23 protein-coding genes and 3 pseudogenes are annotated in these 24,413 nt (G+C 46.9%); 13 read left to right on the plus strand and 13 right to left on the minus strand.

Going from position 1 to position 24,413, the window contains the following annotated elements; translation table 11 throughout:
* The first annotated feature begins 311 nt into the window (after window positions 1-311).
* The 4 genes from cspA to HV127_RS20065 all read left to right on the plus strand — a co-directional run bounded on the left by cspA (window position 312) and on the right by HV127_RS20065 (window position 2,782).
* The gene (cspA, locus tag HV127_RS20055; protein ID WP_110273456.1) at window positions 312-527 is read left to right on the plus strand and encodes an RNA chaperone/antiterminator CspA; all 216 of its coding nucleotides are present in this window, start codon (window positions 312-314) and stop codon (window positions 525-527) included.
* Window positions 528-962: 435 nt separating this feature from the next.
* Window positions 963-1,151 carry a cold-shock protein gene (locus HV127_RS31775; RefSeq protein WP_142514262.1) on the plus strand — a complete coding sequence of 63 codons (189 nt, stop codon included), beginning with the start codon at window positions 963-965 and terminating at the stop codon, window positions 1,149-1,151.
* Window positions 1,152-1,445: 294 nt separating this feature from the next.
* Window positions 1,446-2,075: a helix-turn-helix domain-containing protein gene (locus tag HV127_RS20060; protein ID WP_182238200.1), complete on the plus strand. Its 630-nt coding sequence runs from the start codon at window positions 1,446-1,448 to the stop codon at window positions 2,073-2,075.
* Window positions 2,076-2,200: 125 nt separating this feature from the next.
* Window positions 2,201-2,782, plus strand: coding sequence for an outer membrane beta-barrel protein (locus HV127_RS20065; protein ID WP_181482472.1), 582 nt, complete (start codon window positions 2,201-2,203; stop codon window positions 2,780-2,782).
* A gap of 50 nt (window positions 2,783-2,832) precedes the next feature.
* Here HV127_RS20065 and HV127_RS20070 read toward each other — a convergent pair whose 3' ends face one another.
* From HV127_RS20070 to HV127_RS20085, 4 genes are all read right to left on the minus strand, one after another.
* Window positions 2,833-3,216: a hypothetical protein gene (locus HV127_RS20070; protein ID WP_182238202.1), complete on the minus strand. Its 384-nt coding sequence runs from the start codon at window positions 3,214-3,216 to the stop codon at window positions 2,833-2,835.
* A 152-nt stretch (window positions 3,217-3,368) separates the two neighbouring features.
* A complete protein-coding gene (locus tag HV127_RS20075) occupies window positions 3,369-3,683 on the minus strand; it encodes a PTS cellobiose transporter subunit IIB (RefSeq protein WP_110273451.1) in 315 nt (104 codons plus the stop codon).
* Window positions 3,684-3,852: 169 nt separating this feature from the next.
* Window positions 3,853-4,044 (minus strand): hypothetical protein, encoded by a 192-nt coding sequence (locus tag HV127_RS20080; RefSeq protein WP_110273450.1) that lies wholly within the window; start codon window positions 4,042-4,044, stop codon window positions 3,853-3,855.
* 168 nt (window positions 4,045-4,212) lie between these two features.
* Entirely contained in the window at window positions 4,213-4,407 is a 195-nt protein-coding gene (locus HV127_RS20085) for a hypothetical protein (RefSeq protein WP_110273449.1), read from the minus strand.
* A 287-nt stretch (window positions 4,408-4,694) separates the two neighbouring features.
* On the opposite strand from HV127_RS20085, the gene umuD reads away from it, so the two are divergent.
* Together umuD and HV127_RS20095 are read left to right on the plus strand one after the other, a co-directional pair.
* The gene (gene umuD, locus HV127_RS20090; RefSeq protein WP_182238204.1) at window positions 4,695-5,117 is read left to right on the plus strand and encodes a translesion error-prone DNA polymerase V autoproteolytic subunit; all 423 of its coding nucleotides are present in this window, start codon (window positions 4,695-4,697) and stop codon (window positions 5,115-5,117) included.
* Window positions 5,117-5,245, plus strand: a pseudogene (locus tag HV127_RS20095) (DNA polymerase V subunit UmuC); the annotation flags it as partial. The gene umuD and the pseudogene HV127_RS20095, both read left to right, overlap by 1 nt.
* 44 nt (window positions 5,246-5,289) lie before the next feature.
* Here HV127_RS20095 and HV127_RS20100 read toward each other — a convergent pair.
* Together HV127_RS20100 and HV127_RS20105 are read right to left on the minus strand one after the other, a co-directional pair.
* Entirely contained in the window at window positions 5,290-7,518 is a 2,229-nt protein-coding gene (locus tag HV127_RS20100) for a Mov34/MPN/PAD-1 family protein (RefSeq protein WP_023063206.1), read from the minus strand.
* The gene (locus HV127_RS20105) at window positions 7,515-8,696 is read right to left on the minus strand and encodes a hypothetical protein (RefSeq protein ID WP_008324210.1); all 1,182 of its coding nucleotides are present in this window, start codon (window positions 8,694-8,696) and stop codon (window positions 7,515-7,517) included. The genes HV127_RS20100 and HV127_RS20105 overlap by 4 nt, the downstream gene beginning before the upstream one ends.
* Before the next feature lie 136 nt (window positions 8,697-8,832).
* Between HV127_RS20105 and HV127_RS20110 the strand changes: the two genes are divergently transcribed.
* Together HV127_RS20110 and HV127_RS20115 are read left to right on the plus strand one after the other, a co-directional pair.
* Window positions 8,833-9,693 (plus strand): WYL domain-containing protein, encoded by an 861-nt coding sequence (locus HV127_RS20110; RefSeq protein WP_008324213.1) that lies wholly within the window; start codon window positions 8,833-8,835, stop codon window positions 9,691-9,693.
* Between the two features lie 7 nt (window positions 9,694-9,700).
* Window positions 9,701-10,219 carry a hypothetical protein gene (locus HV127_RS20115; protein ID WP_008324215.1) on the plus strand — a complete coding sequence of 173 codons (519 nt, stop codon included), beginning with the start codon at window positions 9,701-9,703 and terminating at the stop codon, window positions 10,217-10,219.
* Between the two features lie 38 nt (window positions 10,220-10,257).
* Here HV127_RS20115 and HV127_RS31780 read toward each other — a convergent pair whose 3' ends face one another.
* Together HV127_RS31780 and HV127_RS20125 are read right to left on the minus strand one after the other, a co-directional pair.
* A complete protein-coding gene (locus tag HV127_RS31780) occupies window positions 10,258-12,468 on the minus strand; it encodes a tyrosine-type recombinase/integrase (protein ID WP_016243537.1) in 2,211 nt (736 codons plus the stop codon).
* Entirely contained in the window at window positions 12,452-13,459 is a 1,008-nt protein-coding gene (locus tag HV127_RS20125) for a site-specific integrase (protein ID WP_008325196.1), read from the minus strand. The genes HV127_RS31780 and HV127_RS20125 overlap by 17 nt, the downstream gene beginning before the upstream one ends.
* A 61-nt stretch (window positions 13,460-13,520) precedes the next feature.
* Here HV127_RS20125 and umuC point away from each other — a divergent pair.
* Window positions 13,521-14,657, plus strand: a pseudogene (umuC, locus tag HV127_RS20130) (translesion error-prone DNA polymerase V subunit UmuC); the annotation flags it as partial.
* A 173-nt stretch (window positions 14,658-14,830) separates the two neighbouring features.
* Here the strand turns inward: umuC and HV127_RS20135 are convergent.
* The 3 genes from HV127_RS20135 to HV127_RS20145 all read right to left on the minus strand — a co-directional run bounded on the left by HV127_RS20135 (window position 14,831) and on the right by HV127_RS20145 (window position 17,826).
* On the minus strand, window positions 14,831-15,922 hold the full coding sequence (locus HV127_RS20135; RefSeq protein ID WP_182238208.1) for an oxidoreductase: 1,092 nt from the start codon (window positions 15,920-15,922) through the stop codon (window positions 14,831-14,833).
* Window positions 15,915-16,658: a DeoR/GlpR family DNA-binding transcription regulator gene (locus HV127_RS20140; protein ID WP_182238210.1), complete on the minus strand. Its 744-nt coding sequence runs from the start codon at window positions 16,656-16,658 to the stop codon at window positions 15,915-15,917. The genes HV127_RS20135 and HV127_RS20140 overlap by 8 nt, the downstream gene beginning before the upstream one ends.
* A gap of 79 nt (window positions 16,659-16,737) precedes the next feature.
* Window positions 16,738-17,826: a YncE family protein gene (locus tag HV127_RS20145; protein WP_182238212.1), complete on the minus strand. Its 1,089-nt coding sequence runs from the start codon at window positions 17,824-17,826 to the stop codon at window positions 16,738-16,740.
* Window positions 17,827-18,231: 405 nt separating this feature from the next.
* Between HV127_RS20145 and fhuE the strand changes: the two genes are divergently transcribed.
* Window positions 18,232-20,397: a ferric-rhodotorulic acid/ferric-coprogen receptor FhuE gene (gene fhuE / locus HV127_RS20150; protein WP_182238214.1), complete on the plus strand. Its 2,166-nt coding sequence runs from the start codon at window positions 18,232-18,234 to the stop codon at window positions 20,395-20,397.
* Between the two features lie 55 nt (window positions 20,398-20,452).
* Here the strand turns inward: fhuE and HV127_RS20155 are convergent, their stop codons facing one another.
* The gene (locus HV127_RS20155) at window positions 20,453-21,085 is read right to left on the minus strand and encodes a winged helix-turn-helix transcriptional regulator (RefSeq protein ID WP_182238216.1); all 633 of its coding nucleotides are present in this window, start codon (window positions 21,083-21,085) and stop codon (window positions 20,453-20,455) included.
* An 83-nt stretch (window positions 21,086-21,168) separates the two neighbouring features.
* Window positions 21,169-21,798, minus strand: a complete 630-nt coding sequence (locus HV127_RS20160) for a winged helix-turn-helix transcriptional regulator (RefSeq protein WP_112217344.1) — start codon at window positions 21,796-21,798, stop codon at window positions 21,169-21,171.
* 419 nt (window positions 21,799-22,217) lie between these two features.
* Between HV127_RS20160 and HV127_RS20165 the strand changes: the two genes are divergently transcribed.
* The 3 genes and pseudogenes from HV127_RS20165 to HV127_RS20175 form a co-directional block, all read left to right on the plus strand.
* The gene (locus tag HV127_RS20165; RefSeq protein ID WP_182238218.1) at window positions 22,218-22,748 is read left to right on the plus strand and encodes a fimbrial protein; all 531 of its coding nucleotides are present in this window, start codon (window positions 22,218-22,220) and stop codon (window positions 22,746-22,748) included.
* A gap of 53 nt (window positions 22,749-22,801) precedes the next feature.
* On the plus strand, window positions 22,802-23,479 hold the full coding sequence (locus HV127_RS20170) for a molecular chaperone (RefSeq protein ID WP_182238220.1): 678 nt from the start codon (window positions 22,802-22,804) through the stop codon (window positions 23,477-23,479).
* A gap of 64 nt (window positions 23,480-23,543) precedes the next feature.
* Window positions 23,544-24,278: pseudogene (locus HV127_RS20175) on the plus strand (FimD/PapC N-terminal domain-containing protein); the annotation flags it as partial.
* Window positions 24,279-24,413: the final 135 nt, after the last annotated feature.

Below are 24,413 nucleotides of genomic sequence, written 5' to 3' on the forward strand. Positions count from 1 at the left end.
AACCACTCCCGTGTGAATTAGGTGTCTAAGATATAGCCTGGTAGAAGAGGGAATGCGAACCGTAGTTGGCGCAATATTGCCAGCTGAACAGAGTCTCTATAAAAATAAAGCTTGCTATCAATTGTTATCTGTGCGATCAGTAGGGGGTTGGTTTGGTACACAGACCTAAAAATAAAGCGGTTTAGTAAAGCAGTTCTCATCTCAAGCGTTATCCATAGATAATCCTTTTTTCGAGCCTCCTTATCGTTATTAATTAAATTCTGTGATGCGAACTTTTTCGCCGTAAGGCGCTGATTATTGAGGTAATATTTATGTCTGAGAAGATGACTGGTTTAGTAAAATGGTTTAACGAAAGCAAAGGTTTTGGTTTTATTTCTCCACTGGATGGCAGTAAGGATGTCTTTGTACATTTTTCTGCACTTCAGGGTGATGGTTTCAAAACCTTATTTGAAGGGCAGAAAGTTGATTTCTCTATCGAGAATGGCGCCAAAGGTCCTGCTGCTGCAAATGTCATTTTGCGCGATTAATAATTTTCTAAAATCTTTTGAACCTGCGACAAAGATGACGGTCTAAGCCCGAGTAGACAGGTTTACAAGAGAGTAGTAAAGGGTATATTGAAGCAGACGGTTCCAGTGTACCCATTTAAAATGATCGAAGGTGTATGAGAGATACGACATCCCGAATACACTTAATATTTTTGTATTAAATTTTACTTAACGTTACGTGCCGAAGGCACATTAAAAAACAAACAACATCCAAAAGATCGCTGGTGCAGTATAGATTTTAATCCGAAGAGTTTCGGGTTTATCTTTAAGAATTAATGACAATGATGTCTTTGTTATTATCGACCATTCAGAACAATGCTTTTTGCGTTGTCATTGAAAACCAGGAAAGCGTTTTCAGTTGAATATGGCTAAATGTCCCTGCGGTAGTGAATGTTGTAGCAAATAGAGGCTAACATCATGACTGACCACATTCATTTCAGGTGCCCATGCTGTCATGGGTCACAGTACAGAACATCGGCTTACGATGTGTCTGCAACAAATCCGTTTGGCGCGAAATGTATCTTTTGTAAATCTTCAATGATTACACTCGATAACATCGCCATACATATTTCTAAAAACTCAGCATCGCTGGAGTTAAGGAAATAAATCGGCCCCGGAAGGGGCCTTTTGACGTCTATAGTGTCATATCTTTTTCCGTCTCGATTAGTCATTAATTCCTTGTAATACACCAATCAGCTCCACATCCAAGTGTAACTTTCTGTATTTATTGTGTTTTTTATGGTCGAATTGCCTGCGCCTGGCTTTTGGGTTTGTTTAAATTTAAATACAATCGTGGTTTTTTATTTTGTCCTGATATGAGTAAATACTGAGTTGCGCAATTTTTACGAAAACATTATGACGTTCTATAATTGTGCTGATTGAAACTTATCAGGTATTTCTATGCACATTTTACCACCTGTTCGCCCGGAAGAGAGTATCCAACGCTTGACGGCACTGCTGGAGCCGATTGCCGAAAAAATGAAAGTAGTGCCGCGGAAACGCATCACCTGGACGCACAAAAATCAACCTCAGTTGTACCTTTTTCAGGAAGGCGAGCTTTCGATACTCAGGGCATCAGACGGCCTGCTAATTGTCACCGTTTACAACCCACATCTGTTTGGCATCGCTGAAATGATCCAGCCGGTGCGCGGCCATCAATTGCGGGCGGAAACTGAATCGACAATCCTGCGCGTCGATGCGCAAAAAGCGATGGAGGCCTTTCGTCAGCACGGGGTATGGGAAGATGTCGCCTCATTGTTGTCGTATCATACGGCCTATCTTTTTTATCGTGATGCCCTAGTGGTACAGCAACGAACCTATGCCGTCATTCGCAATCATTTAATAGAAATGAGCCTGCTCCCGGAGGGAGCTCGAATGCGCGTATCTATTCTTGATTATATTCAGGAACGCACACATTTATCCCGAAGTAGTGTATTAAATGTGCTTTCTGCGTTAAAAAGTGGTAACTACATCGTTTTTAAACGCGGTGGTTATTTGATTGAATTGAATAATTTACCTGAGCGTTTTTAGGTTGGTTGGTTTGTCCAAAATTAAATAATAAAGCGGTTATCATTGCCGCATTTATATTCTATTGTAGGCCCACTTAATTCTTAAGTATCTCATTTATTCGACAACGGGTCGACACTAGGATTTTTATGAAAAAGACGCTTATTACGTTAATTATTGCTAATGCTTTTACCGCGACCACCGCTTTTGCTGCTGCGCAGGAGGGAACCTGGTATGCGGGTTCTAAATTTGGCTGGTCGCATTATGGTGACTCAAGCTCCGATCATTCTGTCGATGTAGACCGTGATAACGTCGGCGGCGGTGTGTTTACCGGTTATCAGATTAACCCGTGGCTGGCGGTAGAAGGTGGGTATGATTATTTAGGTAATATGGGGATCAACGGTCGCCATGGTGCATCCGGTTCGCAGATGAAAAGTCAGGGATTGCAGCTCTCATTGAAAGCTAGCTACGGCCTGACCAGCGATTGGGATCTCTATGGCCGCGCAGGGCTGATGGGCTATCGCGCGGAGTCTGACGTGAATGGCCATAACCGTTTTGATACCGGCGTGCGTCCGGTGGTGGCGATTGGTACTGAGTATGCCTTTAACAACAATTGGTCGGGGCGTCTGGAGTATCAGTGGGTTAACAATGTGGGCAACGAAAACCAGATTGGCATGAGCAGCGATGTGAGCTCCGTGATGGCTGGCGTTAGCTATCGATTTGGTCAGTAAATTCAACGGACTGGAAAGAGCCCCCTTATTGCTAATAAGGGGGCTCTTTTTTATCCCTGAGTGAGTGATTGCAGAGAGTCGTTCATCTTCTGTAATCCGGCGATATTCTGCTCTTTCAGATAGTAGTTATTCATTAAGCGCATTTGATCCAATTTTGTCAGCGAAGCATAAACCCGATACGTCTGGCTATGGACATCAAAAATATCGTTAGTTTTCACATCTAACAGATAATCTGTTTTTAAACTGAATGATACATTATCAATGATTTGCTTATTTTTCTGATGCAGCATCGTTGTCGCAACCGGGTCGCTGGCTATTGGATTGTTTTGCACGACGGGGATGTGTAACGCATCTATTTTAGTTAAGGTTTTGGGAGGCTGTGAACTACAGGCCGTTAGCATTGTAGCCAGCATAACAAGGGAGAGCTTACGCATGGTATTTCCTGGTATAAATAATGGTCGTGCTTATTATCTTTTTTACCTGGAACTCTGCGAGAGATTATTTGTTTAATTTAAAATTATAAGCGTGCGGGTGGTGGAAGGAACCCGTGATTTCACGGGTTCTGCATAGCGCATACTAAACCACATTATGTTAGTGATTGAGGAATCGTACTCATTGCGAACGTGAGGATTTTCTCACCATCAAATGATGCGTAAGGCAAACTTTCGATCACTGCAATTTCTTGTTCCGAATTCAATGAGTTCATGAATTCTGGGATCTTATATTGAATATGCGGAGCGATCAAAACGCCGTCATAGGCAGGTGCTACGCTAAAGAAATTCTCAACACCAACGGCACTGATTAAAAGATCTAAACCCTGAGTATCGGCTATTTTTTGCATTTTTCTGGCAATAATTCCTGCCGTTTCGCCGAACAGGCAACATATTAATAACTTTTTCACAATTTAATCCTCGGTGAGATACCGAAGCTACATTATTCCTCCATGGCTGATGAAAATGCGCGATACGTCAATATTCTAATACTAATTTATTAGACGGCATCTTCACCATCACAGAAGCCAGAAACAAAAGCTTCTGTGATGTTGTGAATGATCGGATATGGCTATTGGGTTACTTTTTTTTGCGTGAAATCACGAAGCGATCGTCAACGCGCGTGAGCTTTGCTCCATTGGTGCAGTGCTCAATGGCAAAATTAAAAAACTCATCAGAGTCGAGTTCAAAATCCAGTTCGATTTTAATGGTTTCACTGGATTGCAGAAGCTGCTTTGCCTGTTCCAAATCACTGGCCTTGACTATTCCCATCTCTTCACCTCGTTTTAGCGCTGGTGGCGTCCGGGCTTCATCTTACGGCCTAAGTTTTACAATCATGCGACACTGGCGTTTTATTTCTGCGAAATAAGTTTTTCGGCCTTACGTAACACGATCACCATCGCTTCAGGAGACCCGATAGCGATGGTAGCCAGTGCAATCTTAATCAACGTTAGTGAAGTAGTCTCGTGCGACTGCCTCAACGTTCTTTGCATCAATGCCCGTCTTCTCCGTGATCGAGGCAATGAACGGCTTGAACTTCTCTGTCATCACATGGCCACCGTCCCAATGAGCGACGTAGAAGCGGCACTGATAGCGATAAAAGTGGAGAGTGGTGTCTCCTAACGTGTAATACATAAGAATCTCCCGTTCAGTATGTCGGATGGATCGCCACAATTTGTGAGCAAAGAGCCGATTGGCGGATTCTATCCTCCTCCCAATTGACCGAAATTTCCAGAGAGCAATACAAACCATCGGGAATACGTATAGGGGCCCCTACACAATATCGACGATATGATTAGCGTACGGATGCTAAATTCTCCACAACTTCAATGTGTTCACGTTAATGCCCTGCATGTGGCTTGATTAACGCCATTGAAGTATTGATACTGTATATAAATACAGTATGTGCAGGTGAGTTTATCATGATGTTCTACAAGCCGGTTGAATTGCGTCAGGTCATATCAATACCGTTGTTTAGCGATCTTGTCCCGTGTGGGTTTCCCAGCCCGGCGCAGGATTATATTGAGAAGGGGATTGATCTCAACGAGCTTTGTATCAGCCATCCTGCGGCGACCTATTTTGTGATGGCGACAGGCATGTCGATGGTTGATGCCGGTATTTATGAGGGTTCGCTACTGGTGGTGGATCGCAGCCTGAAAGCGACGCATGGCGATATCATCATTGCCTCGTTGGCCGGTGAATACACGGTCAAACGCCTCTGCACGCATCCCGTGATACAATTGATGCCGATGAACCCTGATTTTCCTCCGATTGAACTACACGATGGTGGTGAAGAGCTGGAGATTTTTGGCGTCGTCACGTTCAGCATTAATCGGTTTCGCTAATGTTTGCCCTGGTAGATGTGAATTCATTTTATGCCAGCTGTGAAATGGCCTTTCGCCCCGATTTGCGCGGGCGTCCGGTGGTGGTATTAAGCAATAATGATGGCTGCGTGATTGCCCGAAATAGCGATTATGTGGAATTGCAAGTAACACTGTGATGCAGATGAAGCGAACTTCATCTGACTATAATATTGATATCGTTTTCCGCAACAATCAGCATCACAGCAGGTAAACCTTCCACACTCATTTTTTGATGTAACTTTTTGATTAAATTATCATCTTCATTACTGGCTTTCGCTGAAAATCCTTGAGGATGGGAGTGCCATTCACCAACATAATCGACAACACGAGCGGTCAGCTGCTGAACCCGTTCTAATGCTTCCTTTTGTCCCTCTTCTCCTCGGACAAAGAAGGCTGGTGAGGATTTACTGTCGATAGGTTCTGGGAGCACATCAACCAGAATAATAGTCTTGTTCTTAAAATCAGTTATGCCCACAATAGCGCCCCCGGTTTCATTCGGTAGGGCCTGTAAACGGGTGTGTCTCAGTTTTTGTTCTAAGCCTTGATCGTATCTAACAATCCATTCGCCAGCAATTACAGATACCACAGGGTAAAGCTCAATTTCATGAGCGCTCACTGCACCTGAATTTTCATCAGACACCCAGATACATAATCGAGCATCATCCTTAAGGACGGTCTGCCGTAGTTGGCGCGACAGGATACCAGCATGAACGTGAATACATTCGTTAGACATACGTACAGAAATATCCCGACATCCACCACCGACCCAACGATCACCATAATTGTGCTGTAGGTGAGTGTTTCCCCACTCGCTGCTCAAAATTGCCCGGTAGTATTGCCCCTCAATTGCATCAATTCGGCACTGTCTGTCTGTATCCTCTATTAACATCACGCTGGCCTTGCCTGATGGTGTCAGAAACAGACTAACTGTTCTGGGTATATCATCTTTTAACGCTAGGGTCCTAGGCACCTCAAAGGTGGTACTGACATCCACAACTAAGTGAGCCTCATTCACAGCTCTGGCAATATCATGATCGTCATCAAGAATACTTTTATTGATCGCTCCGGGGAGAGGTTCATGTGGATAAATACTACCTGCGAGGTGCCGAAGAATATCAGTTTTAGGGTATCCAATATGATCATCAACCCCAATATGGCGGGGCAGATTATGTGGAAGGAGTTTGTCAGGATCGATAAATGTCCAGTGTCCCCAGCCGATTCGTATCCAGATATCAGCTAATGTGCCGCCAAGAGCCCCAACGCCAGCCAGAACACCATAGAAAGATGCATTATCAGAATCAACAGCAGAAATGTCTCTTGCTCGTGCAGCATTCATAGCCGAACGTATTTCGACAGGTAACAGTGGTAATTGTTGCCATTGTGTACCTCTTACGCCACCAAGTAGTCGGAAACGGTGCTGTATTCCCCGCTCATTCCTAGGGGCAAGTATGTCTAATACGCTGGCAAGTTCGTAGAGTGAGCGTTCCACGATATAGCCCATAACATCAGTACGTTCTGTTTTACCATCCCTTAAACGAGGAACCCATAGCAGAATTAGCAAACCTTCCTTTTCACCAGAGCTAGGGCGAAGACCTGTATCAGGTATAGCATCATAAACAGCATCAGCGAGTGGCTGGAGAAGTTCACTTCCCCAGGATTGAAGCTGCTCTTCCAGTTTTTTCAGATTGTCAGGATATGAAGCAACTAATGAGGCTTCAACTGGTGGGACGGCAATGGTTAATAAGCGAAATGGTCTGATGCCCTGATTAGAATGTTCAGGTACAGCCCTTAAAATTATCGGCTTACCATTGCTGACCATCTGGAGGCTGAGTTTATGAGCTGCGGCATGATTATAATCAAGATAATTCGCTGGTAAAATAAGTTGATAGGGGCTCATATAAAAAAGTTGCTCAAGAGGTTGGTCTTCTCGATGCAAACGTTGTTCAGCTGATTCTCTGAGCCACCAAAATATTCGCTCAATAAATCTTTCAGGTGTCCAGTTGCGTTCGACGGCGCTCCAAGATACATCATAAAGGCAAAGAATTTTTGGAGAGTCTGGTACACCTGCATGTTGATGAGATAAAACAGGAAAATCTTTACGCAATGCATGAACTAGGATCGGGATAGTGAACTTAGGGTTTATCTCAATAGCTAATCGTTCTTTACGACGAATGCCAGCCTTATTGCCAGAAGTTACTGTACCATCAGCAACATCAATGACTAGGTATTCCGAGCGGTCATTGTTTTGCTCAGATAAACGTAATTCTCGAACAGTTATATAGGGATGCTGTTCGCATGCTGTAAGCAATGAGATTGTTTGCGGATATAGGCTATCACGCCCCGATGAATCGAGGCGTTTACCCAATTCGAAATATTCGATCATTGGTTTATTACACCTGCCCGGGGTGCGGCTGCCGTAGCAGCGCTTGTCGCAGCAGAAACTGCACCAACAATAGCGGGAATCAATTTCCCATCTCGTGCCACTTCAAACTCAAGAACAGTTTTATCTTTAAGGTCGCCCGTGCAACTGAACCAACCATCAACATTATCCAGAATATCATCGTACTCACGTTTAGCTCGAATACACGGAGGATCATAATCGTCATCAAGTATCTGTTTGCTGCTGGAAACTATTGTCGCTCCAGAACGCGCTTGCCCTAAAGCATTACGGGCCGCATCGCAAACCAGAGCATCTTCTCCCCATTGTGACCAGCTATAATAGGAAAGTGAATGCCACGAACAATGATGTGGTGTGAGGAGAAGATCATACTCCAGCACCTCAGGATTGCTTTTGTAACGATTCCATAATCGCTCCCAGATGAGAACTTCTGCATCCCCACCGAGTAAAAAGTGCATAGGATTACGAGAATATGCGGAAGGCAGTATTTTCATATTCATAATGATACTGGATTCATTTTTAGAAAGGGCTTCTTCCAGATTTTCATCATCTTCATGTGGTGCAGGTGCCAGAAGCTGTGCAGAGAAAACGTCTGAAACTTGCCCGTCAATTCTGGTGAATGTATCTCCAGCTTTAATAAGAATGGCACTCAGATCATCCGTTTTACCGTTAATATCTTCACCCATGATAAGAATGCGATTACCGCTAAATGCGTAACCATGTTCCCGCCAGTATTTTACACGGCGCCGAGCTTCCGTATTAAATGCCTGAGCATCTTCGCAAAGTGTGTGATTTTTCGAACGACGTCGAAAAATCAATGGTGATGACCACAACTCTCGGATGATTATGCGTTTTTCTGAACGTTTCAGATGGTCATCTGGATAGTCTTCAGGACGGCCCAGCCAGAAATGTTTACGTAGACCCCCACAATGGTCCTGATCCGGATGACTCAGCATAAAGACGTCAACAAAAGGGCGATCGTTATTATCGTACTTCAATCTGTTACGTAGCGCCGAGGCAACATCAGGTGTGTCATCTTTGGGGTCATCAGCAGCAGAACGGATATGTACATCAGTCAGAATGGATGTACCCTGGGTATCAGCCAAACGCACCAGTGTCATATCACCGTTGCCGACCTGGAAAAAAGTAACTTTTGCTGCCATCGACATCTCCTTCAGGGATACGAAAGATTGAGGTTAAGAACATCTGTTGCTAAGATACATCTAGTAATTATTCGAGTCTAGTAACTATGCGTATATTTTTTAGACTCAAATTGTAAGCACAGGAAATGATTGATAAATGATTGATAAAATGGTGCGAACTGGTCATTGGGGCCAAGAGAGACGACTTGAATTCATCGATTTTCGCCTACTGTGGGAAGGTCGACTTAACCGTGCAGATATCACTACATTTTTCAGAATTTCAGTGCCGCAGGCTTCGTTAGATTTGGCTAAATATCAAGAGATTGCACCAAGAAACATGGTGTATGATCGAACTCAGAAGGCTTATGTAACTACTCCAGATTTCAAACCTGTTTTTTCAAGTTTTGACAGTAATCATTACCTGAATGAACTATTAGGGCGAGAAAATGGAATAGTGGATCCTTGTGATAGTTTCATTGGATGGGCCCCTCCGGTTGCCAGCCTTCCTCTTCCGGCTAGGAAAGTACAACCTGAAATATTGATTGATTTAATCCGGGCCATGCAAAGAGAACAGGCTTTGGTTGTTGATTATCGTTCGATGACTAATGAACCAGCGGTTCGTATGTTATACCCAACTGCATTTGCACATGATGGTCATCGGTGGCATATTCGCGCCTATTGTTTTAAATCTGCAATGTTTAAAGATTTTGTCCTTGGCAGATTCTTTAATATTATTGAATTTGTTTCCCCACCGACATCAATTCCACAAGATGTTGACTGGAATACATTTATTGATGTGGTGATAGGTCCAAACCCTAACTACGATACGAATAGACGGCTATCTATTGAGCATGATTACCAAATGGTACATGGCGAGGCGAAAATTCGGATACGTAAAGCACAATTATATTATCTTAACCGTCGGTTAAATTTGGATGTGAAAATCGATTCTTCAATAGATGATAAGCAGCAAATCATCATGCTAAGAATAGAAAAACCTGAAGATTCTATAGGATAAAGTTAACATGAATGTAACTGGTATTAATAAAAACAATAAGGAATGGATGATTGCGATAATAATTACCTACCTTTTTATTCTGTTATGTCTGGCAACATACGCTATTGGGGCTATGTCTCTGGGGTGGTTGCCTGCACCTTACGCACCATTAAGGGTGCCACTGATGTGTGGTGCCATTGCCTATATTGGTGGTTGTTTATATTGTTTTCGTGCAATTTACATCAATAAATGCATTAGAAAACAATGGGATCCAGATTGGCATGTATGGTATTTCATCCGCCCACTTACCAGTACAATTGCAGGTGCAATCAGTTACTTATTTCTTAAAGCAGGATTGTTAGTTCTGGAATCTAGCTCCAATGCAGGGTCCAGTGAAATGGGTTTCTTTGCATTGGCGTTTATTGCAGGCTTTAATGTCGATAAGTTTGTCGCGAAAATTGAGGAAGTTGCAAAGGCCGTGTGGGGGATTGAAAAAACAAGAAGTGCAACTAATCATGAGGTAAAAGACTTAGATAAAAAAGAATAACATGGGTATTCAAATTAACCGGGATATTTTTCGCTATTTTATCTTCTTTGCTTGTCTGGTGTTTCAATGTTTTTTAATTTCTCTAATAATTTGTCTATCGCACCAATATCATTATTTACTGCTGCCTGTTCATCATCCGTCAACGGGATCTCCTGCATCATTTTGAGTAAATTCTGACGCCCCTCTATATATTGCGCTTCTGATGATGATTTAGGCAGGTAGAACGAACATTTTGCACAAGCCATACGGTGTGGGCACTGTTCAAAAAAGTCATAACTACACAATCCGTGCCCAAGGTCATAATATCGCCATGGTTCTCCTTTCTGCATTTGTCCGGACGAAATTGCATCCTGATCGATCAGCACCGAAACCATACGACGGTTTCGCTCAAAGTATCCTGCTTTAGACAGAGACCCTGCCAGTTTTGTCGGTGTGATATCGATATAATGCTGTGTCGAACTGGGAGAGGAATGTCCGAGCCAGCGCTGTAACTCAAATAATCCTAGTGGTTCCCTGGCATTAAACAGCTGGCTGGCTATAGTTGCCCGCGCTCTGTGGCTAGTGATAGTTCCCCTGATATCTTTGTTTGGAACACCAGCTTTCCGACAAAGCATCGGAATTAAGGATTTATTAATATAACTCTGGCTAATCCGAGCAGCTTTATGCATAAAAAGATAACTGACAAGTTCACCCGTTTTTAAATCAAGTTGGTCTGGTTGTATATTTCGTTCTTTTTCCCAGCAATCAATGTATTCCCCTACGATTGGATCAACAGGTTTGGTGAAGGCCGTGCTGGTTTTGTTCACGGGGACATCCAGCAAACATATCCGAGAGCCGCCCTGATGTTCATCATTTTGCCAGCGTATACAGCCTGTTCGCATCCGCAAAATTTCATCACGACGCAACCCACCAAACAGCCAGAGAACACATAATGCACGAACCATAGAAAATGGGTAGCGATAGTAAAGTTGTTCACCATAATGCAGATCCTGCTCCTGCAGGTTCAACCCTGCCCAGACAAGTTTACTCCATATATCATCAGCAACGACTCTTGGTGCAGGGCCAATACTGGCCCGGATAGCGCGGGGTAAACGGAACGTTCTGACAGGATTAAATCGGACGATAATAAGCCCCCATTCCTGAAGGTCTCGAAAAAAAACTCTGATAGCCTGTAAAATCCCCGCCCGTGCAGAGGCTGTCATTAACTGGCCTATTCGATTCTGATACATATGGCGCGGTTCAGACCACTGGCCTATTTTCATTTGACACACTGCAGCTACGTATTCAAGTGCGATGTCCCGGCTCCAGTCTGCAGGAGAATGTATATCAGGGTGAGTGGCTTTCAGCCAGCGCCCACACTGCAGGATGCGGTACCATGTACTGAGTTCAGATGATGGTGCTTTAATAGCGGTTTTACGCCAGCGTTCACACCATCGCAACCATTCTTCCGGAACGTTACTGGTTGCACGATATTCCCCGTGAGGCCGTCTGCGCTCAAGAATACGATGGTCAATGCCCGCTGGGAACAGCCCCATCGCAGCAAATATCCTTGACAAGGTGGCCGCAGAGCGACGCATATAAACAGGCCCGTAAGTTATTACTCGCTTAAGTGTTTCCAGTTCCAATTTTTCAGGATCAACCTGCCGCTGACAAAGCATAGACAGCAGTAGCGCATTACGAATGTTATTGTCAGCAGCGACAAAGCCGAGGCGCTGCATGTTCTCCTGAAGCTTGTTTACCGCCGCCTCTGTCGCCGGGCGGCCAAAAACTTTGACAGAAAGCCGATAATGATAAAAGCAGCCAGCCGCCTCAAGTCGATTAAATCCGCACAGTAACCAAGCAATCGCGAGGACATACTGTCGACAATTACCACAGCTGCCATATTTTTTGCGAAATACCTCTTCACTGCTGCACAGCACTTCGAGCCAGTCGTCCTGGGTCCATGACCAGTAGTTTTTTTCCAGCCGGTGCATTTCCAGAATGATGTCATGAATTGCAGAATTGGTTGTTGTGGATGCGGCATTCATCCACTTTAATGCTGCTCTGAGTGGAATTATCAGGCGAGAAAGCCTTTGTCTTACACAGTTCGACCAGTTTTGTTTATGACGTCCAACAACATACTGAGCCAGCTTTATCAAAGTATCTCGTTCAATCGGCTGTAATTCGGGAGAACAATCCCAGTCAGGATCAGGTTGCCATACTTCGTAGTCAAAAGGGGCTGGCGCATCATATTCAGTTTTCATTGCCATCCGTATTGTCCCCCTTTAAATGGTGTAACCGATGTTCATGTATCGACGCCATACCTGCGTTAAATTTTTCCGTAAGATCACGCGCACTAAGATGGATATAAAGTAACGTTGACTGGATACTCTGATGGCCGGCAAACGTAGCGATCTCATGAATATCCCAGTCAGCTCTGGCGAGATCGGTCAGACATAGATGTCTGAAGGTATGCGTACTCAATTGGGGTAGCCCCGCCTGCATTGCCAACGACCTTACGATCTTGGACCAGGTCCACCGGGTTATTGGCGCAGTTCTGTTGCGACAGGAATAAGAAAGAAACAGTGGGCCACGGGAAGTATTTAATTGTCGCCGTTCTGCTAACCAGAGGAAATATAACTCTCCGGTTACGACAGAATAGGGCACAACCCGACCTCGCTTAGTTTTTGTCGTTTCAGCCCGAACTGTTAGCAAGCGACGAGAAGGGTCAATATCGCCGGTAGCAACGGAGCACAACTCTTCCCGGCGCAGGGCACAGTCGTACGCAAGAGATAGCATAAAACGATTACGTATTGTGGTCTGGCGGGCTGCGATAAGTAAGTTTTCCCAGTCACGGTCACTCGGTATCCATGGCAGGCGTCGCTGTGCCTGAATGAGCCCCCTGCGCCCACCTCCGCCAGGATGCCAGCTGCCTCTCATAACGGGGTTCAGTACTATTAATCCTTCTTCTCGCAGGTAGTCACAATATAATCGAACGATAGTGAGTCGATGACGAAGGCTGGCAGCCGCCAGATTGCGGGAGATATTAAGATGCCGAACATACAAAGCCAGGATCTCCCGGCTGGCTTCTGTAGGGCTCACATCATTCTGGCGACAAAAACGCAGCCAATCATCGATCCCACGGGCATAAGCTTCAACCGTATTTGGCGCCTTCAGCAAACTTTCCTGTAAGCATAACCAGCGAAAAGCTGTAGGCTCAGCCATCATGTAAGGTAAAGATGCCAGCAACGATGCACGCATACACTTTCCTTCCGAGTCAGAAAGCACAACCTAAGGATAGTCAATTCCAAATAACATATAAGCTAAACGGCTTGAGATTCCCATGGGCGCGCCGTATTTCAAAGTGAAATCTCAGTTTGAGCGTTACCAGATCGCGGTATTTAGCAGTAACTACGCACTGTATGGCGATATGTCGCACCGTGTAATGACCCTTCTTGAAGAGCTGGCCCCATCAGTTCACCAATATTCCATTGATGAAGCATTTGTGAATCTCACCGGGCTTAATCGTCCAGGGGAACTCGAGGCATTTGGTCGCCACGTGCGAACGACATTGCTCCAGTGCACTGGCTTGACGGTAGGTGTGGGAATTGGGCCGACTAAAACACTGGCTAAGCTGGCTAATTATGCAGCGAAAAGATGGCCGCAAACCGGAGGCGTGGTTGATCTCTCTTTGTTGGCCAGGCAGCGAAAACTGCTGGCTCAGGTTGAGGTCAGCGAGATCTGGGGCGTTGGTCGACGAATAGCGAAAAAGCTCAATGATATGGGTATTAAAACGGCGCTTCAGCTTGCTGAAACGCCCGCGTCGCTTATCAGAAAACATTTCAGCGTCGTGCTGGAGCGCACAGTGCGAGAGTTGTGCGGCGACCCTTGTCTTGAACCGGAAGAGTTTATGCCGACGAGGCAGCAAATCATCTGCTCGCGTTCGTTTAGCCAAAAGGTGAGCGAATATGAACCGATGCGTGAAGCAATATGCAGCCATGCGGTTCGCGCCGCCGAGAAGCTCCGTGCAGATCATCAATATTGCCGCTATGTTTCCGCCTTTATTAAAACCAGCCCGTTTGCAGGTAATGAAGTCTATTACGGTAAAGATGCCGGGACCAAAATCCAGATCCCAACGCAGGATAGCCGGGATATCGTCGCTGCGGCGATAAAGTGTCTGGATACCATCTGGCGGGAGGGGTATCGGTTTCAAAAGTGCGGCGTAATGCTGGGCGACTTCTTTAGCCAGGGGGTGGCTCAGTTGAGCTTGTTTGATGACTATCGGCCGCGAGCCAATAGCGAACAGCTCATGACGGTACTCGATCACGTTAACCAACGAGGAAAAGGGCGTCTCTGGTTTGCCGCGCAGGGAATAGAACGTGCTTGGGAGATGAAGCGAAACATGCTATCTCCGGCCTACACCACCCGTTTTAGCGATCTGATGCGGGTGAAACTGTAGACCGGATAGATTCCCCGAAGACGGCGCTGAAGCGCCTGTAACGACGGGGCATAATGTCGACACGGCGTGGCGGTTTCCCGGAGGCGCTGCTGCGCATCTGTCCTGGCTACCGGTCCGTGCTGGCTGTGGTTTTTATTGCTTGCCCGGCGATTTCCCTGGTCACAGAACCTTGCTTATTTTAGGCCAGCCAGCTCATCGGCGGTCAGCGCTAAAGTTTGCGTCATCCCGCTCTCGGCAGATTGCACCGCGGCTTCCAGTACTGCCATCACGGCGAGCGCTTCTAATGGTGATACCGGGTTGTTGATTTTCCCGGTCAGCGCATCTCGGACGTGAATATAGTACTGGCGCTGGTCGCCCTGCGGTGTACTGATTTCCTGGGTTTGGAGATCGGCATCGTAAACCACCAGACTATCGTCGTCATGGCCCCAATCTTCGCTGCCAGGAACCACACCTGCCAGTAATTGACTCTCCTGCTGGTCCGCTTTTTGTTTGACCACGCTGCCTTTATCGCCATGAATGGTAAAGCGCGATACGCCGCCGGCCACCAGCATGCTGCAGTGCAGAATCACTTTATGCTGCGGATAATTCAGCACCACATGCGCCCAATCGTTAATTTGCGCACCATCGCGCAGGGTCGCGATATTCCCCTGCACGGATTGCGGCAGGCCAAACAGCTGCAGCGCCTGGTCAATCATATGCGGGCCCAAATCAAACCACAGGCCGCTGCCCGGCACATTCTGCTCGCGCCAGCGAACGCGGACTTCCGGGCGGAAGCGGTCGAAATGCGATTCAAAATGTTTAACCTTACCGATAAGCCCCTGCTCGATAACCTGCTTAACGCTGAGATAATCACTGTCCCAGCGGCGGTTATGGAACACCGACAGCACTCGCTGCTTCTCTTTAGCAAGCGCAATCAGCTCGCGGGCTTCCTGCATATCGAGCGTAAACGGTTTGTCGACCACCACGTGCTTGCCAGAGTTTAAGGCCAGCCGGGCGAGCGGGGCGTGGGTCGCGTTTGGGGAGGCAATGACCACCAGATCGATATCCGGATGCTGAATCGCCTCTTCAGGTGAGGCAATTACGGTCACATTCGGCAAATCGCGCTTCACTTTTTCTTCATCGCGGGAAGCGACAATCGCCAGATTCAGGCCGTCAACGGATTGGATCAGCGGCGCATGGAAGGTTTTGCCGACAAAACCATAGCCAATCAGGGCGATATTGATGTTCTTAGCGTTATTCATAAGCGTCTCCGCGTCATTACGCATCAGCGATGTTGAGGTGTATTGAGCCGTTATCCTTCAACTCTTTCCACGGACGGTCGAGAAAGAGCTGATGGATATCGGTGAGTTCAGCGACCAGCCAGGGTTCGCAGTGGTTCAGTTTCATATGGTCGGCGACCAGCCAGTGTTCAGCGCTGGCCGCCAGCATGGCGCGCTTCACCTGGGCATCGGCTTCCTGGCTGGCGCTCAGGCCAAGTTCGGCATGAAGCGCGCAGGCGCCAAGAATGGCGATATCCGCACGATAGCGTTCGAGCAGCGACAGGGTGGCGTGACCGGCAAACAGGCGCTGTTGCATATCCCATTTTCCACCCAGCAGAATAAGCTGAATATCCGGGCGATCGCTTAAGTGCTGGGCAATGTCCAGAGAATGGGTAATGACCGTCATGGGGCCGGTTACCTGGCTCGCGACGGCCAGTACCGTGCTGCCTGCGTCAAGAAACAGAGTCGATCCGCTGGGGATCTTCTCGGCCACCATTTTGCCCAGGCGCTGTTTGGTATCCGCAAGCAGAGCGTTTCTGCTTTGGCGGTTCATCAACGAGAGATTCAGGGCGATAGCGCCGCCGTGATTCTTCTGTGCGAGGCCCTGTTTTTCGAGATCGGTAAGGTCGCGGCGCAGAGTATCCGCAGAAACCTGCAGCTTATCTACCAGCTCGCTGATAGTGACTTCACCCTTTTCACTAAGAATATCAAGCAGGTATTTTTGCCTGGCCGTTTTATGCATCTTTTAAATTCCGCAAAATGCTGCAATAACTCGCATAATACAGCATTTTGCGGCAAAAGAAATCGGGATGATGCGGAGGTTAGTTCAGCGCAATGCGCGCCACGATGTCAGGGCCTTTGGTTGTGTTATCCTCGTTGAAATCCTGCTTGATGGTGACGTAAAGCGTGTTGCCGTCAGGAGAAATCAGCAGGCTGTTCGGATGGCTATCGAAAGACCATGTATTTTTCAGCGCATAGCTGGTGGCGTCGAGCTGTAATACCTTTTTCGACTCGCGCTGGCTGATATAAATTTCATTGCGTTTGGCGTTGAATTTGATCCCCAGCGCATCACCCTCAAGACGTTTAATCACTTTGCCCGTACGCTCATCAAACACCAGCGTCGTTTTCGCTTTTGAATCGTCAGTCACGAACAGGCGGCCAGTCGCCGGATCTTCCGCCATGTTGAGGAACAGGTACTCTTTGCCGTCGCCCGGAGTCCAGCGTTTTTCAATTTTATTGGTGGCCGGATTAATCACCAGAATTTCGCCGCCGCCGTTAGCCGCATAGATGCGTTTGGTTAGCGGAGAGTAGATGATCCCGGTCACCCATTTGCCGGCTTTTTCAATCTGGGTTTTCAAAGTCATGGTTTTCGCGTCAACCACGGAAATGTAGCCGGGATCGGTCACGCGGCCGATGTAGAGTTGATTGTCGTGAAACAGAACTTCCCGCGCGCCAACGGGATCTCCATCCTTGTCCTTGCCCTCGAACATCAGGCGTTGCAGTACTTTCCCGCTATGGGCATCCACTTTTGAAACGCCGCCGTCCAGCGAGTTAGTGGTGTAGAAAACCTGACCGTTATCATCAACCGCCATACCAAAGTTTTTGAGATCGGTATGGGTTTCGACCGTGGTGGTCAGCGTTGTCGGGTCAAGTCGGTAGAGCATGCCGCCGTTAACGTCTTTGAACCCCTGAGCGCTGGCAACAAACAGGGCATTTTGCCCGGGTATCAGAGCCAACTCATATAAACCATCCCCCAGTTGACGCTGGACCAGAGGTGATGTGGTTTTCTGGTGGACGGCGGAAGCGGCTGGTGGCGATGTCTCTGCCATGGCCTGCAACGTGGTCAGGGTCAATGCCGTAACCAGCGCAGCGGCAAGCGTGGTTTTACGCGGGCTGAACAACGATTTCATTCTGAACTCCATCATTGGGTTTACGTGCTCTAAGGCAGAGCAACGTCGCTAAAACAAGAATGAGAATCATAATCATTTGTTTGGGTTGAGCAAATTGGCTAACGGAGTGGGAGGAGGGAGATCGCTGATTTCTAAGACCCTGGATGGGTATTTTTCAGCGGTAGTGAGTGGGAATGCGGGGTAGGGAGAGGCTAATACATTGATTTGATGTAAGTATACATTTCCTTACAGTTAACTTACAAAACACTATGAGTTTAATAAAACAAATAATTATCATTTCCATTCTCAATTGTTGCTGTTTCACGTTATTTGCGGCGCTAAACCTCATGGAATAGAGGGCTATTTCATCAGCGCTGCCGGCGCAACAGCTGCATTCACAAGAATAATTCCTGATGGAAAAAAGTTATGTTTCTCAATGGCAAGGGAAGTTCAGGGCACGCATCCATAAACAAAATAGTAAAACCGTTTACCGTTTCGCTGCTGGCGTTGGCCGTACACGCGTTTATTCACCCTGCTCAGGCAGCAGAAAATACTCAGCAGAATATGGTGGTGTACGGCAGTACTGAAAATACCGCGGATGACCCGCAGGATTACGCCGCGAAAACCACGCGTGCGGGCACCAAAATGCTGCTGGCACCGCGTGATGTGCCGCAGTCTGTCAGCATCGTTACCCAGCAGCGTATGAAGGATCAAAACCTGCAAACTATCGATGATGTACTGACCAACGCGACCGGCGTGTCATCGCAGGAAATCGACAGCGAACGTTCGTATTACTACTCTCGCGGCTTTGAAATCACCAGTTTCTCCTACGACGATATCCCCACCTCGTTGGGCGATGCGTGGAATTACGGCGATGCGGCGGAAGATACCGCTATTTACGATCGTATTGAAATTGTACGTGGCGCAACCGGGCTGATGACCGGAGCAGGCGATCCCGGCGCGACGGTGAATATGGTGCGCAAAAAAGCCGACAGCAAAACTGTAACCGGCAACGTCAGCGCCAGTTACGGGAGCTGGAACAAGCAGCGCTATGTCGGCGATTTCTCGACACCACTCAACGCCGACGGCAGCGTACGCGGACGGGTGATTGCTGGTTATCAGGATCAGGATAGCTGGCTGGATCGCTATCATAAGACCAAAAAGTTTCTTTACGGCGTCGTGGATGCAGATTTAACGGACAGGACAACGTTGTCGCTGGGCTGGGATTACCAAAAAACCAATACCGGTAATCCAACGTGGGGCGGGCTACCGAGCCTGTATAGCGACGGCTCGCGCACCCATTATGATCGCAGCACCAATACGGCAGCCGACTGGACGCGCTACGCTGTCGAATCGCGCAAGGTGTTTGCCAATCTGACCCACGACTGGGATAACGGCTGGTCATTGCGTTTCAACGGTACTCATGGCGAGCAGATGTTTAACGACACCTTGCTGTACGTGATGGGTAACCCCGATGCGACCACCGGTGAAGGTACCACCGGCTGGGGCAGTAAAGACCGCGGCAAACGGACCCTTGACTCTTTTGATACCTACGCCAGCGGGCCGTTTAATTTATTTGGCCGCCAGCATCAGCTTATGGCCGGGGCCAGCTACAGCCGACAGCACAACGCGAGCTATAGCCAGGATGGGCCGATGGATAGCGACCAGATGGGCATCTTTAATAACAACTGGAACGGCAGCGTCGCTCAGCCGGAATGGGGTGACTGGTATCTTAATGCCGATGATATTGTGCGGCAGAAATCAGCCTATACCGCCGCTCGTTTCTCTCTGGTCGATCCGCTGTCGCTCATTCTTGGCGCTCGCTATACGCAGTACAGCGCTAACGGCAGCAGTGGCGATATGCGCAAATACAACATGACGCCATACGGCGGCGTGGTCTACGACATCACGGAAAGTCTGTCGGCCTACGCCAGCTATACGTCAATATTCTCGCCACAAACTAAACGATCCGCTGATGGGGCATGGCTGTCGCCAATCACCGGCAAGAACTACGAAACCGGGCTAAAAGCCGACTGGATGGATAGCCGATTAACCACCAACTTCGCCATTTTCCGCATCGAGCAGGAGAACGCGTCGGAAGCCATCAGCGGAGTCTTTGTCAATGGCTCCAGCGAACAGGCTTATCGCGCGACAAAAGGTGCGGTGAGTAAGGGGGCGGAGTTTGAAGTTAATGGCGCGGTGACGGACAACATGCAAATGACCTTCAGCGCCACTCGCTACGTCGCTACTGATAGCAGCGGCCGCTACAACAGTTTCGCCCCGCAAACACAGCTCAAACTGTTTACCCGCTACCGTGTTCCGGTGCTGCCTGAGCTGACCGTCGGCGGCGGTGCAACCTGGCAAAACCGGGTTTATAAGGATGTGACCGGTCCGGATGGTGAAACGCAGCGTCTGTATCAGGGCAGCTATCCGCTGGTTAACCTGTTTGCGCAATACCAGTTAACGAAGCAACTGACCGTGCAGGCGAACGTCAATAACTTGTTCGATCGTGAATATTACTCGTATCTGGATGATTCGGCGGTTTATGGCGAACCCCGTAACGTTTCGGTGAGTATGAACTACATGTTTTGAAAATTTGCCCAGCCGATACTGACTATCTGCAAAGGTGGGTAACCTGGTTGGGCGTTTAAAAGCGGGTGGGTAAATGGTGAATGGCGATCAGTTTGCCATTTTCCAACTGGATATAGTTGCCCTTTTTAAGCTCAGCCAGCATTTTCATAATACTGCTGCGTGATAATCGGGTGCGGTCAAGAATGTACTGATAAGCAGCGGTACTGGCACGAATTTCGTCAGCTTCCTGAATGAGCATCAGTAACTGATAGCGTAAAATATCAAAGCTGGTAGGTGCCGTCAGCATTTCGTTATAAATGAAAAGCTTGTTAGTCACGAACATGACGTGTTTAGCTAAAAGATCCCAAACTTGTTTTTCTTCAACCAACGCCATTACTTGCTCATAAGGAAGGGTGGCGATTTCAGATTCCGTCATCGTACGTAGATGAAGATGTTCGGATAACGGTACGGTAAAACCCAATGCCAGTGGGGCGGAGAGAATACCGAGCGAGAATGCATCTTCATTACGAGCGAGCAGAAGACTCCCTTTGCGTACAAAATGGCACAGTGGCTCTGCGCTGCGGCGAAAAAAAAGTTTGCTGCCTTTAGCCATCGTGCGGAAATCCTCATCGCAAGTCACCGCGGCAAGAAGACGCGTTAGATGCGGGGAGGGAATTTTGATATCGGTGTGACGATCGTGCGCTGTCATAGATTTTTCTGGTTAATCTGACATGACATTAAATCTAGCAGAACATTGTCGTTGGACAACATAATGCCCGTTGAGAGAAAACGTTAGTACTTCATCGGGATGCCCTGTTTTATCTGTAAAAGAATGCCTCGCTCGGTCGTAATGTAGCTCCCCTTTTTTAGTTCAGCGAGGATCTTCATAATGCTGCTGCGAGAAAGAAACGTACGCGACTGGATATAATTTGCCGCCGTAATACTGTGGCGAATTTCCTCGGATTCCTGCATCAGTTCATACAGCTGAGAACGTATAATCGCGTACGAAGTTGGTGCCGAAATGCGCGTGCAGTGATCGTAAACCCTTCCCGCTGTGTAAATTAACAGATGTGACAAACTCTCCCATAAATCTCTTTCGGCAATAATTGCGTTTGCTGTAAATAAAGACAGGCAGGCAATGCGGGAAGGCTCCATCGTTTGCATATAAAGATAGTCAGCAGCCGCAAGCTGATTGCTTAAACCAAATACATAAGGAGCTGATTCCGAGTTCATCATAAAGCCATCTCGGGTGCGAAAAAGGGCAATGCTTCCCGAAAGCAACAAGTAACATTTGCGGGAGCTATCATTCTCGTAGTTAATTTTTTGTCTTGCATATGTTTCGAATATGTTGGATTCAGGTTTGAGTTGGTTGATCAGGTTTTCAATATGCTGATTAGGTTTAAAGGTTAAAGCATTGTACATACTTGTTTTCACTGTTTTTATACCGTCAGATACGTTTAACTCTCTGCTGGGAGAACGTTGTCCATGAATATGCCGATTCATTTGAGACCGAAATTATGTGCCAATATGTAGCAGGGAGTGAATATCCCTGTCGGTGTAAAATTACACCGAAAAATCACTTGAGTTGATGTGTGTATTTATATCAATATTTAAAACAGTAGTAATGATGTTGGGTTTTTTAATATTGATTCATTACGGGTTGATATCTCCTGTTTAATGTTTTTTATGGTAAGCATATTCTCATGCGTTACCTCCGACATAATGACTATTTACATACCAATATGATGAAGCAATGGAATTTCTGTGAAATATGAACTGATGAGACATACATCTAATGTTTTATTCACAGGAATATACTTAACCAAGTAAGGAGTATCACAATGAATAATAAAATAATGATCGCCGCATTCGCCGTTAGCGCCGCTTTGTCTGCAGTAAACGTTTATGCTGCTGACGGTACAATCAACTTCACCGGTGAAATTATTGACCAGGCCTGTACTGTTGATATCGGCAGTGGCAACACGATGACCGTTGACCTTGGTCGCGTAGCCCGGACTTCTTTCCAGAGTACAGGAGATGAGTCTGATTCAACGAAGTTCACGATTAAATTAATCAACTGCCCAGCTTCCGTTAGCTCGGCGAAAGTGAAATTCGATGGCGCGAATGACTTAAGCAATAGTGATTTGTTGGCTGTGACTCAGGGGGCTGCCGCGGCAACGGGGGTCGCCGTCAAATTGATGACAGCGGATAAAAGCCTACAGGGCCTGAACCAGGTCAATAGCTATAGCTATCCGCTGGTCACAACGGCTGATAACAACCTCGATTTCTATGCGTCCTACCAGGCAACTCAGGCGGTTGTTACCGCCGGTACGGCTAACGCAGTAGCTAACTTTACCGTTAACTATAACTAATTCTTTAGCGTCAAACAGGGCCGATATTCGGCCCTTACTGTCCGGAGTATTCAATGAAGTTTTTTACTGGCGTCATGATGAGCACGCTGTTAATGGCAACTATCACCTCAATATCTTACGCAGGGGTGATTATCGGCGGGACGCGCGTCATTTACGCGGGTGATAAAAAAGAGGCATCATTAAGTATTACGAACCCTGACGATTTACCCTATCTGATCCAATCCTGGATAGAGCCGCCATCCACCAGTGGAGATAAAGCGCCTTTTATTATTACGCCACCGTTGTATCGGCTGGATAAAAAACAGCAAAACGTTATGCGCATCGTACTGACCGGAAATTTAGCGCAGGATAAAGAATCTATGTTCTGGCTGAATATTAAGTCTATTCCGTCTGTCGCACCTCGGGATAACACTTTACAGGTGGCTGTCAAAACAAGAATAAAACTCATTTATCGTCCCTCCGCTCTAAATAAATCAGGCCCGGAAGAACAGGCGAATAAATTGAAATGGCAAAGAACGGGTGATCGCATTCTGGTGACCAATTCAACGCCTTACTATATGAATTTTAATGAAATAAAAGTGGGGGCGTCAAAAATTGATGATGTGACATTTGTCGCACCTGGTTCAACCAGTTCGTACAGATTGCCCTCCGGCGGAACCTCGACACAGGTTGAATTCAAAATTATTAATGACTATGGCGGAATTGGAGTGACGCATGTCGCCAGGTTATAAATAAAAAGGTCAGACGATAGCGGAAATAAAAATGATAAAAGCTATCGCAAGGGAGTTAATGCTAATGAAAGCACTGAAGCAAATATCTATATATTATCCTTCATTCCTGGCGGTTTGGATCTCGCTGGTATCGTCATCAATGTGGAATAGTGCGCAGGGCCGTGATTTCTTTAACTCGGCACTTCTTGAAATTGATAATCCCGCGATGAAAGGGGCCGATCTTTCGGCGTTTGAAAGCGGCGCTCAGGCACCGGGTACCTATCATGTTGATGTGATTATTAATGATAGTCAGGTTGATACTCGGGATATTGTGTTTTATACCGTTAAAGACGGAGGCGGGGAGGTGGTGCTTGAACCCTGCCTGACGGTTGAACAGCTGCGGAGCTATGGTGTGAAAACGGCACAATTCCCCGCTTTGTCAGGAAAAGGAGAGTGTGCAAATCTCTCTGCAATACCGCAGGCCAGCTCTGAGTTTCTATTTAATACGCAAAAACTACGGTTAAGTGTTCCACAAGCGGCGCTATCACCGGTAGCCCGAGGTTATGTTTCTCCGGAACTCTGGGATGAAGGAATTAATGCCGTCATGCTGAACTATATGTTCAGCGGAGCTAACAATTGGGCGCGCAATCAGGATAAAAACAGCAACAATCAATATGCCAATTTGCGTCCCGGTATTAATGTTGGCCCATGGCGCCTGCGTAACTATACGACCTGGAATCGAGACAGCCAGGGAACGAATAAGTGGGACACGGTTTATAGTTATGCGCAGCGTAATATTATTGCGTTAAAAGCGCAGCTAAGGAAGGTGCGAATAAGCGGGGAAATTCTTCTCGGCTGACTCAGTCATTTCATTTCTTCATGTTTGAGCCGATTTTTTCTCCCGTAAATGCCTTGAATCAGCCTATTTAGACCGTTTCTTCGCCATTTAAGGCGT

The organism is Klebsiella sp. RHBSTW-00215, from assembly GCF_014103785.1.
GTDB lineage: Bacteria > Pseudomonadota > Gammaproteobacteria > Enterobacterales > Enterobacteriaceae > Klebsiella.

Excerpts from the sequence above, each read along its gene's own strand:
- HV127_RS20125 (WP_008325196.1), bottom strand. The coding sequence starts at position 13,459 with ATGCGTGCATCGTTGCTGGCATCTTTACCTTACATGATGGCTGAGCCT.
- HV127_RS20135 (WP_182238208.1), bottom strand. The coding sequence starts at position 15,922 with ATGCGTAATGACGCGGAGACGCTTATGAATAACGCTAAGAACATCAAT.
- cspA (WP_110273456.1), top strand. The coding sequence starts at position 312 with ATGTCTGAGAAGATGACTGGTTTAGTAAAATGGTTTAACGAAAGCAAA.
- HV127_RS20065 (WP_181482472.1), top strand. The coding sequence starts at position 2,201 with ATGAAAAAGACGCTTATTACGTTAATTATTGCTAATGCTTTTACCGCG.
- HV127_RS20140 (WP_182238210.1), bottom strand. The coding sequence starts at position 16,658 with ATGCATAAAACGGCCAGGCAAAAATACCTGCTTGATATTCTTAGTGAA.
- HV127_RS20115 (WP_008324215.1), top strand. The coding sequence starts at position 9,701 with ATGAATGTAACTGGTATTAATAAAAACAATAAGGAATGGATGATTGCG.
- HV127_RS31775 (WP_142514262.1), top strand. The coding sequence starts at position 963 with ATGACTGACCACATTCATTTCAGGTGCCCATGCTGTCATGGGTCACAG.
- HV127_RS20105 (WP_008324210.1), bottom strand. The coding sequence starts at position 8,696 with ATGGCAGCAAAAGTTACTTTTTTCCAGGTCGGCAACGGTGATATGACA.
- HV127_RS20155 (WP_182238216.1), bottom strand. The coding sequence starts at position 21,085 with ATGACAGCGCACGATCGTCACACCGATATCAAAATTCCCTCCCCGCAT.
- HV127_RS20145 (WP_182238212.1), bottom strand. The coding sequence starts at position 17,826 with ATGAAATCGTTGTTCAGCCCGCGTAAAACCACGCTTGCCGCTGCGCTG.
- HV127_RS20100 (WP_023063206.1), bottom strand. The coding sequence starts at position 7,518 with ATGATCGAATATTTCGAATTGGGTAAACGCCTCGATTCATCGGGGCGT.
- HV127_RS31780 (WP_016243537.1), bottom strand. The coding sequence starts at position 12,468 with ATGGCAATGAAAACTGAATATGATGCGCCAGCCCCTTTTGACTACGAA.
- HV127_RS20060 (WP_182238200.1), top strand. The coding sequence starts at position 1,446 with ATGCACATTTTACCACCTGTTCGCCCGGAAGAGAGTATCCAACGCTTG.
- HV127_RS20070 (WP_182238202.1), bottom strand. The coding sequence starts at position 3,216 with ATGCGTAAGCTCTCCCTTGTTATGCTGGCTACAATGCTAACGGCCTGT.
- HV127_RS20110 (WP_008324213.1), top strand. The coding sequence starts at position 8,833 with ATGATTGATAAAATGGTGCGAACTGGTCATTGGGGCCAAGAGAGACGA.
- HV127_RS20170 (WP_182238220.1), top strand. The coding sequence starts at position 22,802 with ATGAAGTTTTTTACTGGCGTCATGATGAGCACGCTGTTAATGGCAACT.
- fhuE (WP_182238214.1), top strand. The coding sequence starts at position 18,232 with ATGTTTCTCAATGGCAAGGGAAGTTCAGGGCACGCATCCATAAACAAA.
- umuD (WP_182238204.1), top strand. The coding sequence starts at position 4,695 with ATGATGTTCTACAAGCCGGTTGAATTGCGTCAGGTCATATCAATACCG.
- HV127_RS20160 (WP_112217344.1), bottom strand. The coding sequence starts at position 21,798 with ATGTACAATGCTTTAACCTTTAAACCTAATCAGCATATTGAAAACCTG.
- HV127_RS20080 (WP_110273450.1), bottom strand. The coding sequence starts at position 4,044 with ATGGGAATAGTCAAGGCCAGTGATTTGGAACAGGCAAAGCAGCTTCTG.
- HV127_RS20165 (WP_182238218.1), top strand. The coding sequence starts at position 22,218 with ATGAATAATAAAATAATGATCGCCGCATTCGCCGTTAGCGCCGCTTTG.
- HV127_RS20085 (WP_110273449.1), bottom strand. The coding sequence starts at position 4,407 with ATGTATTACACGTTAGGAGACACCACTCTCCACTTTTATCGCTATCAG.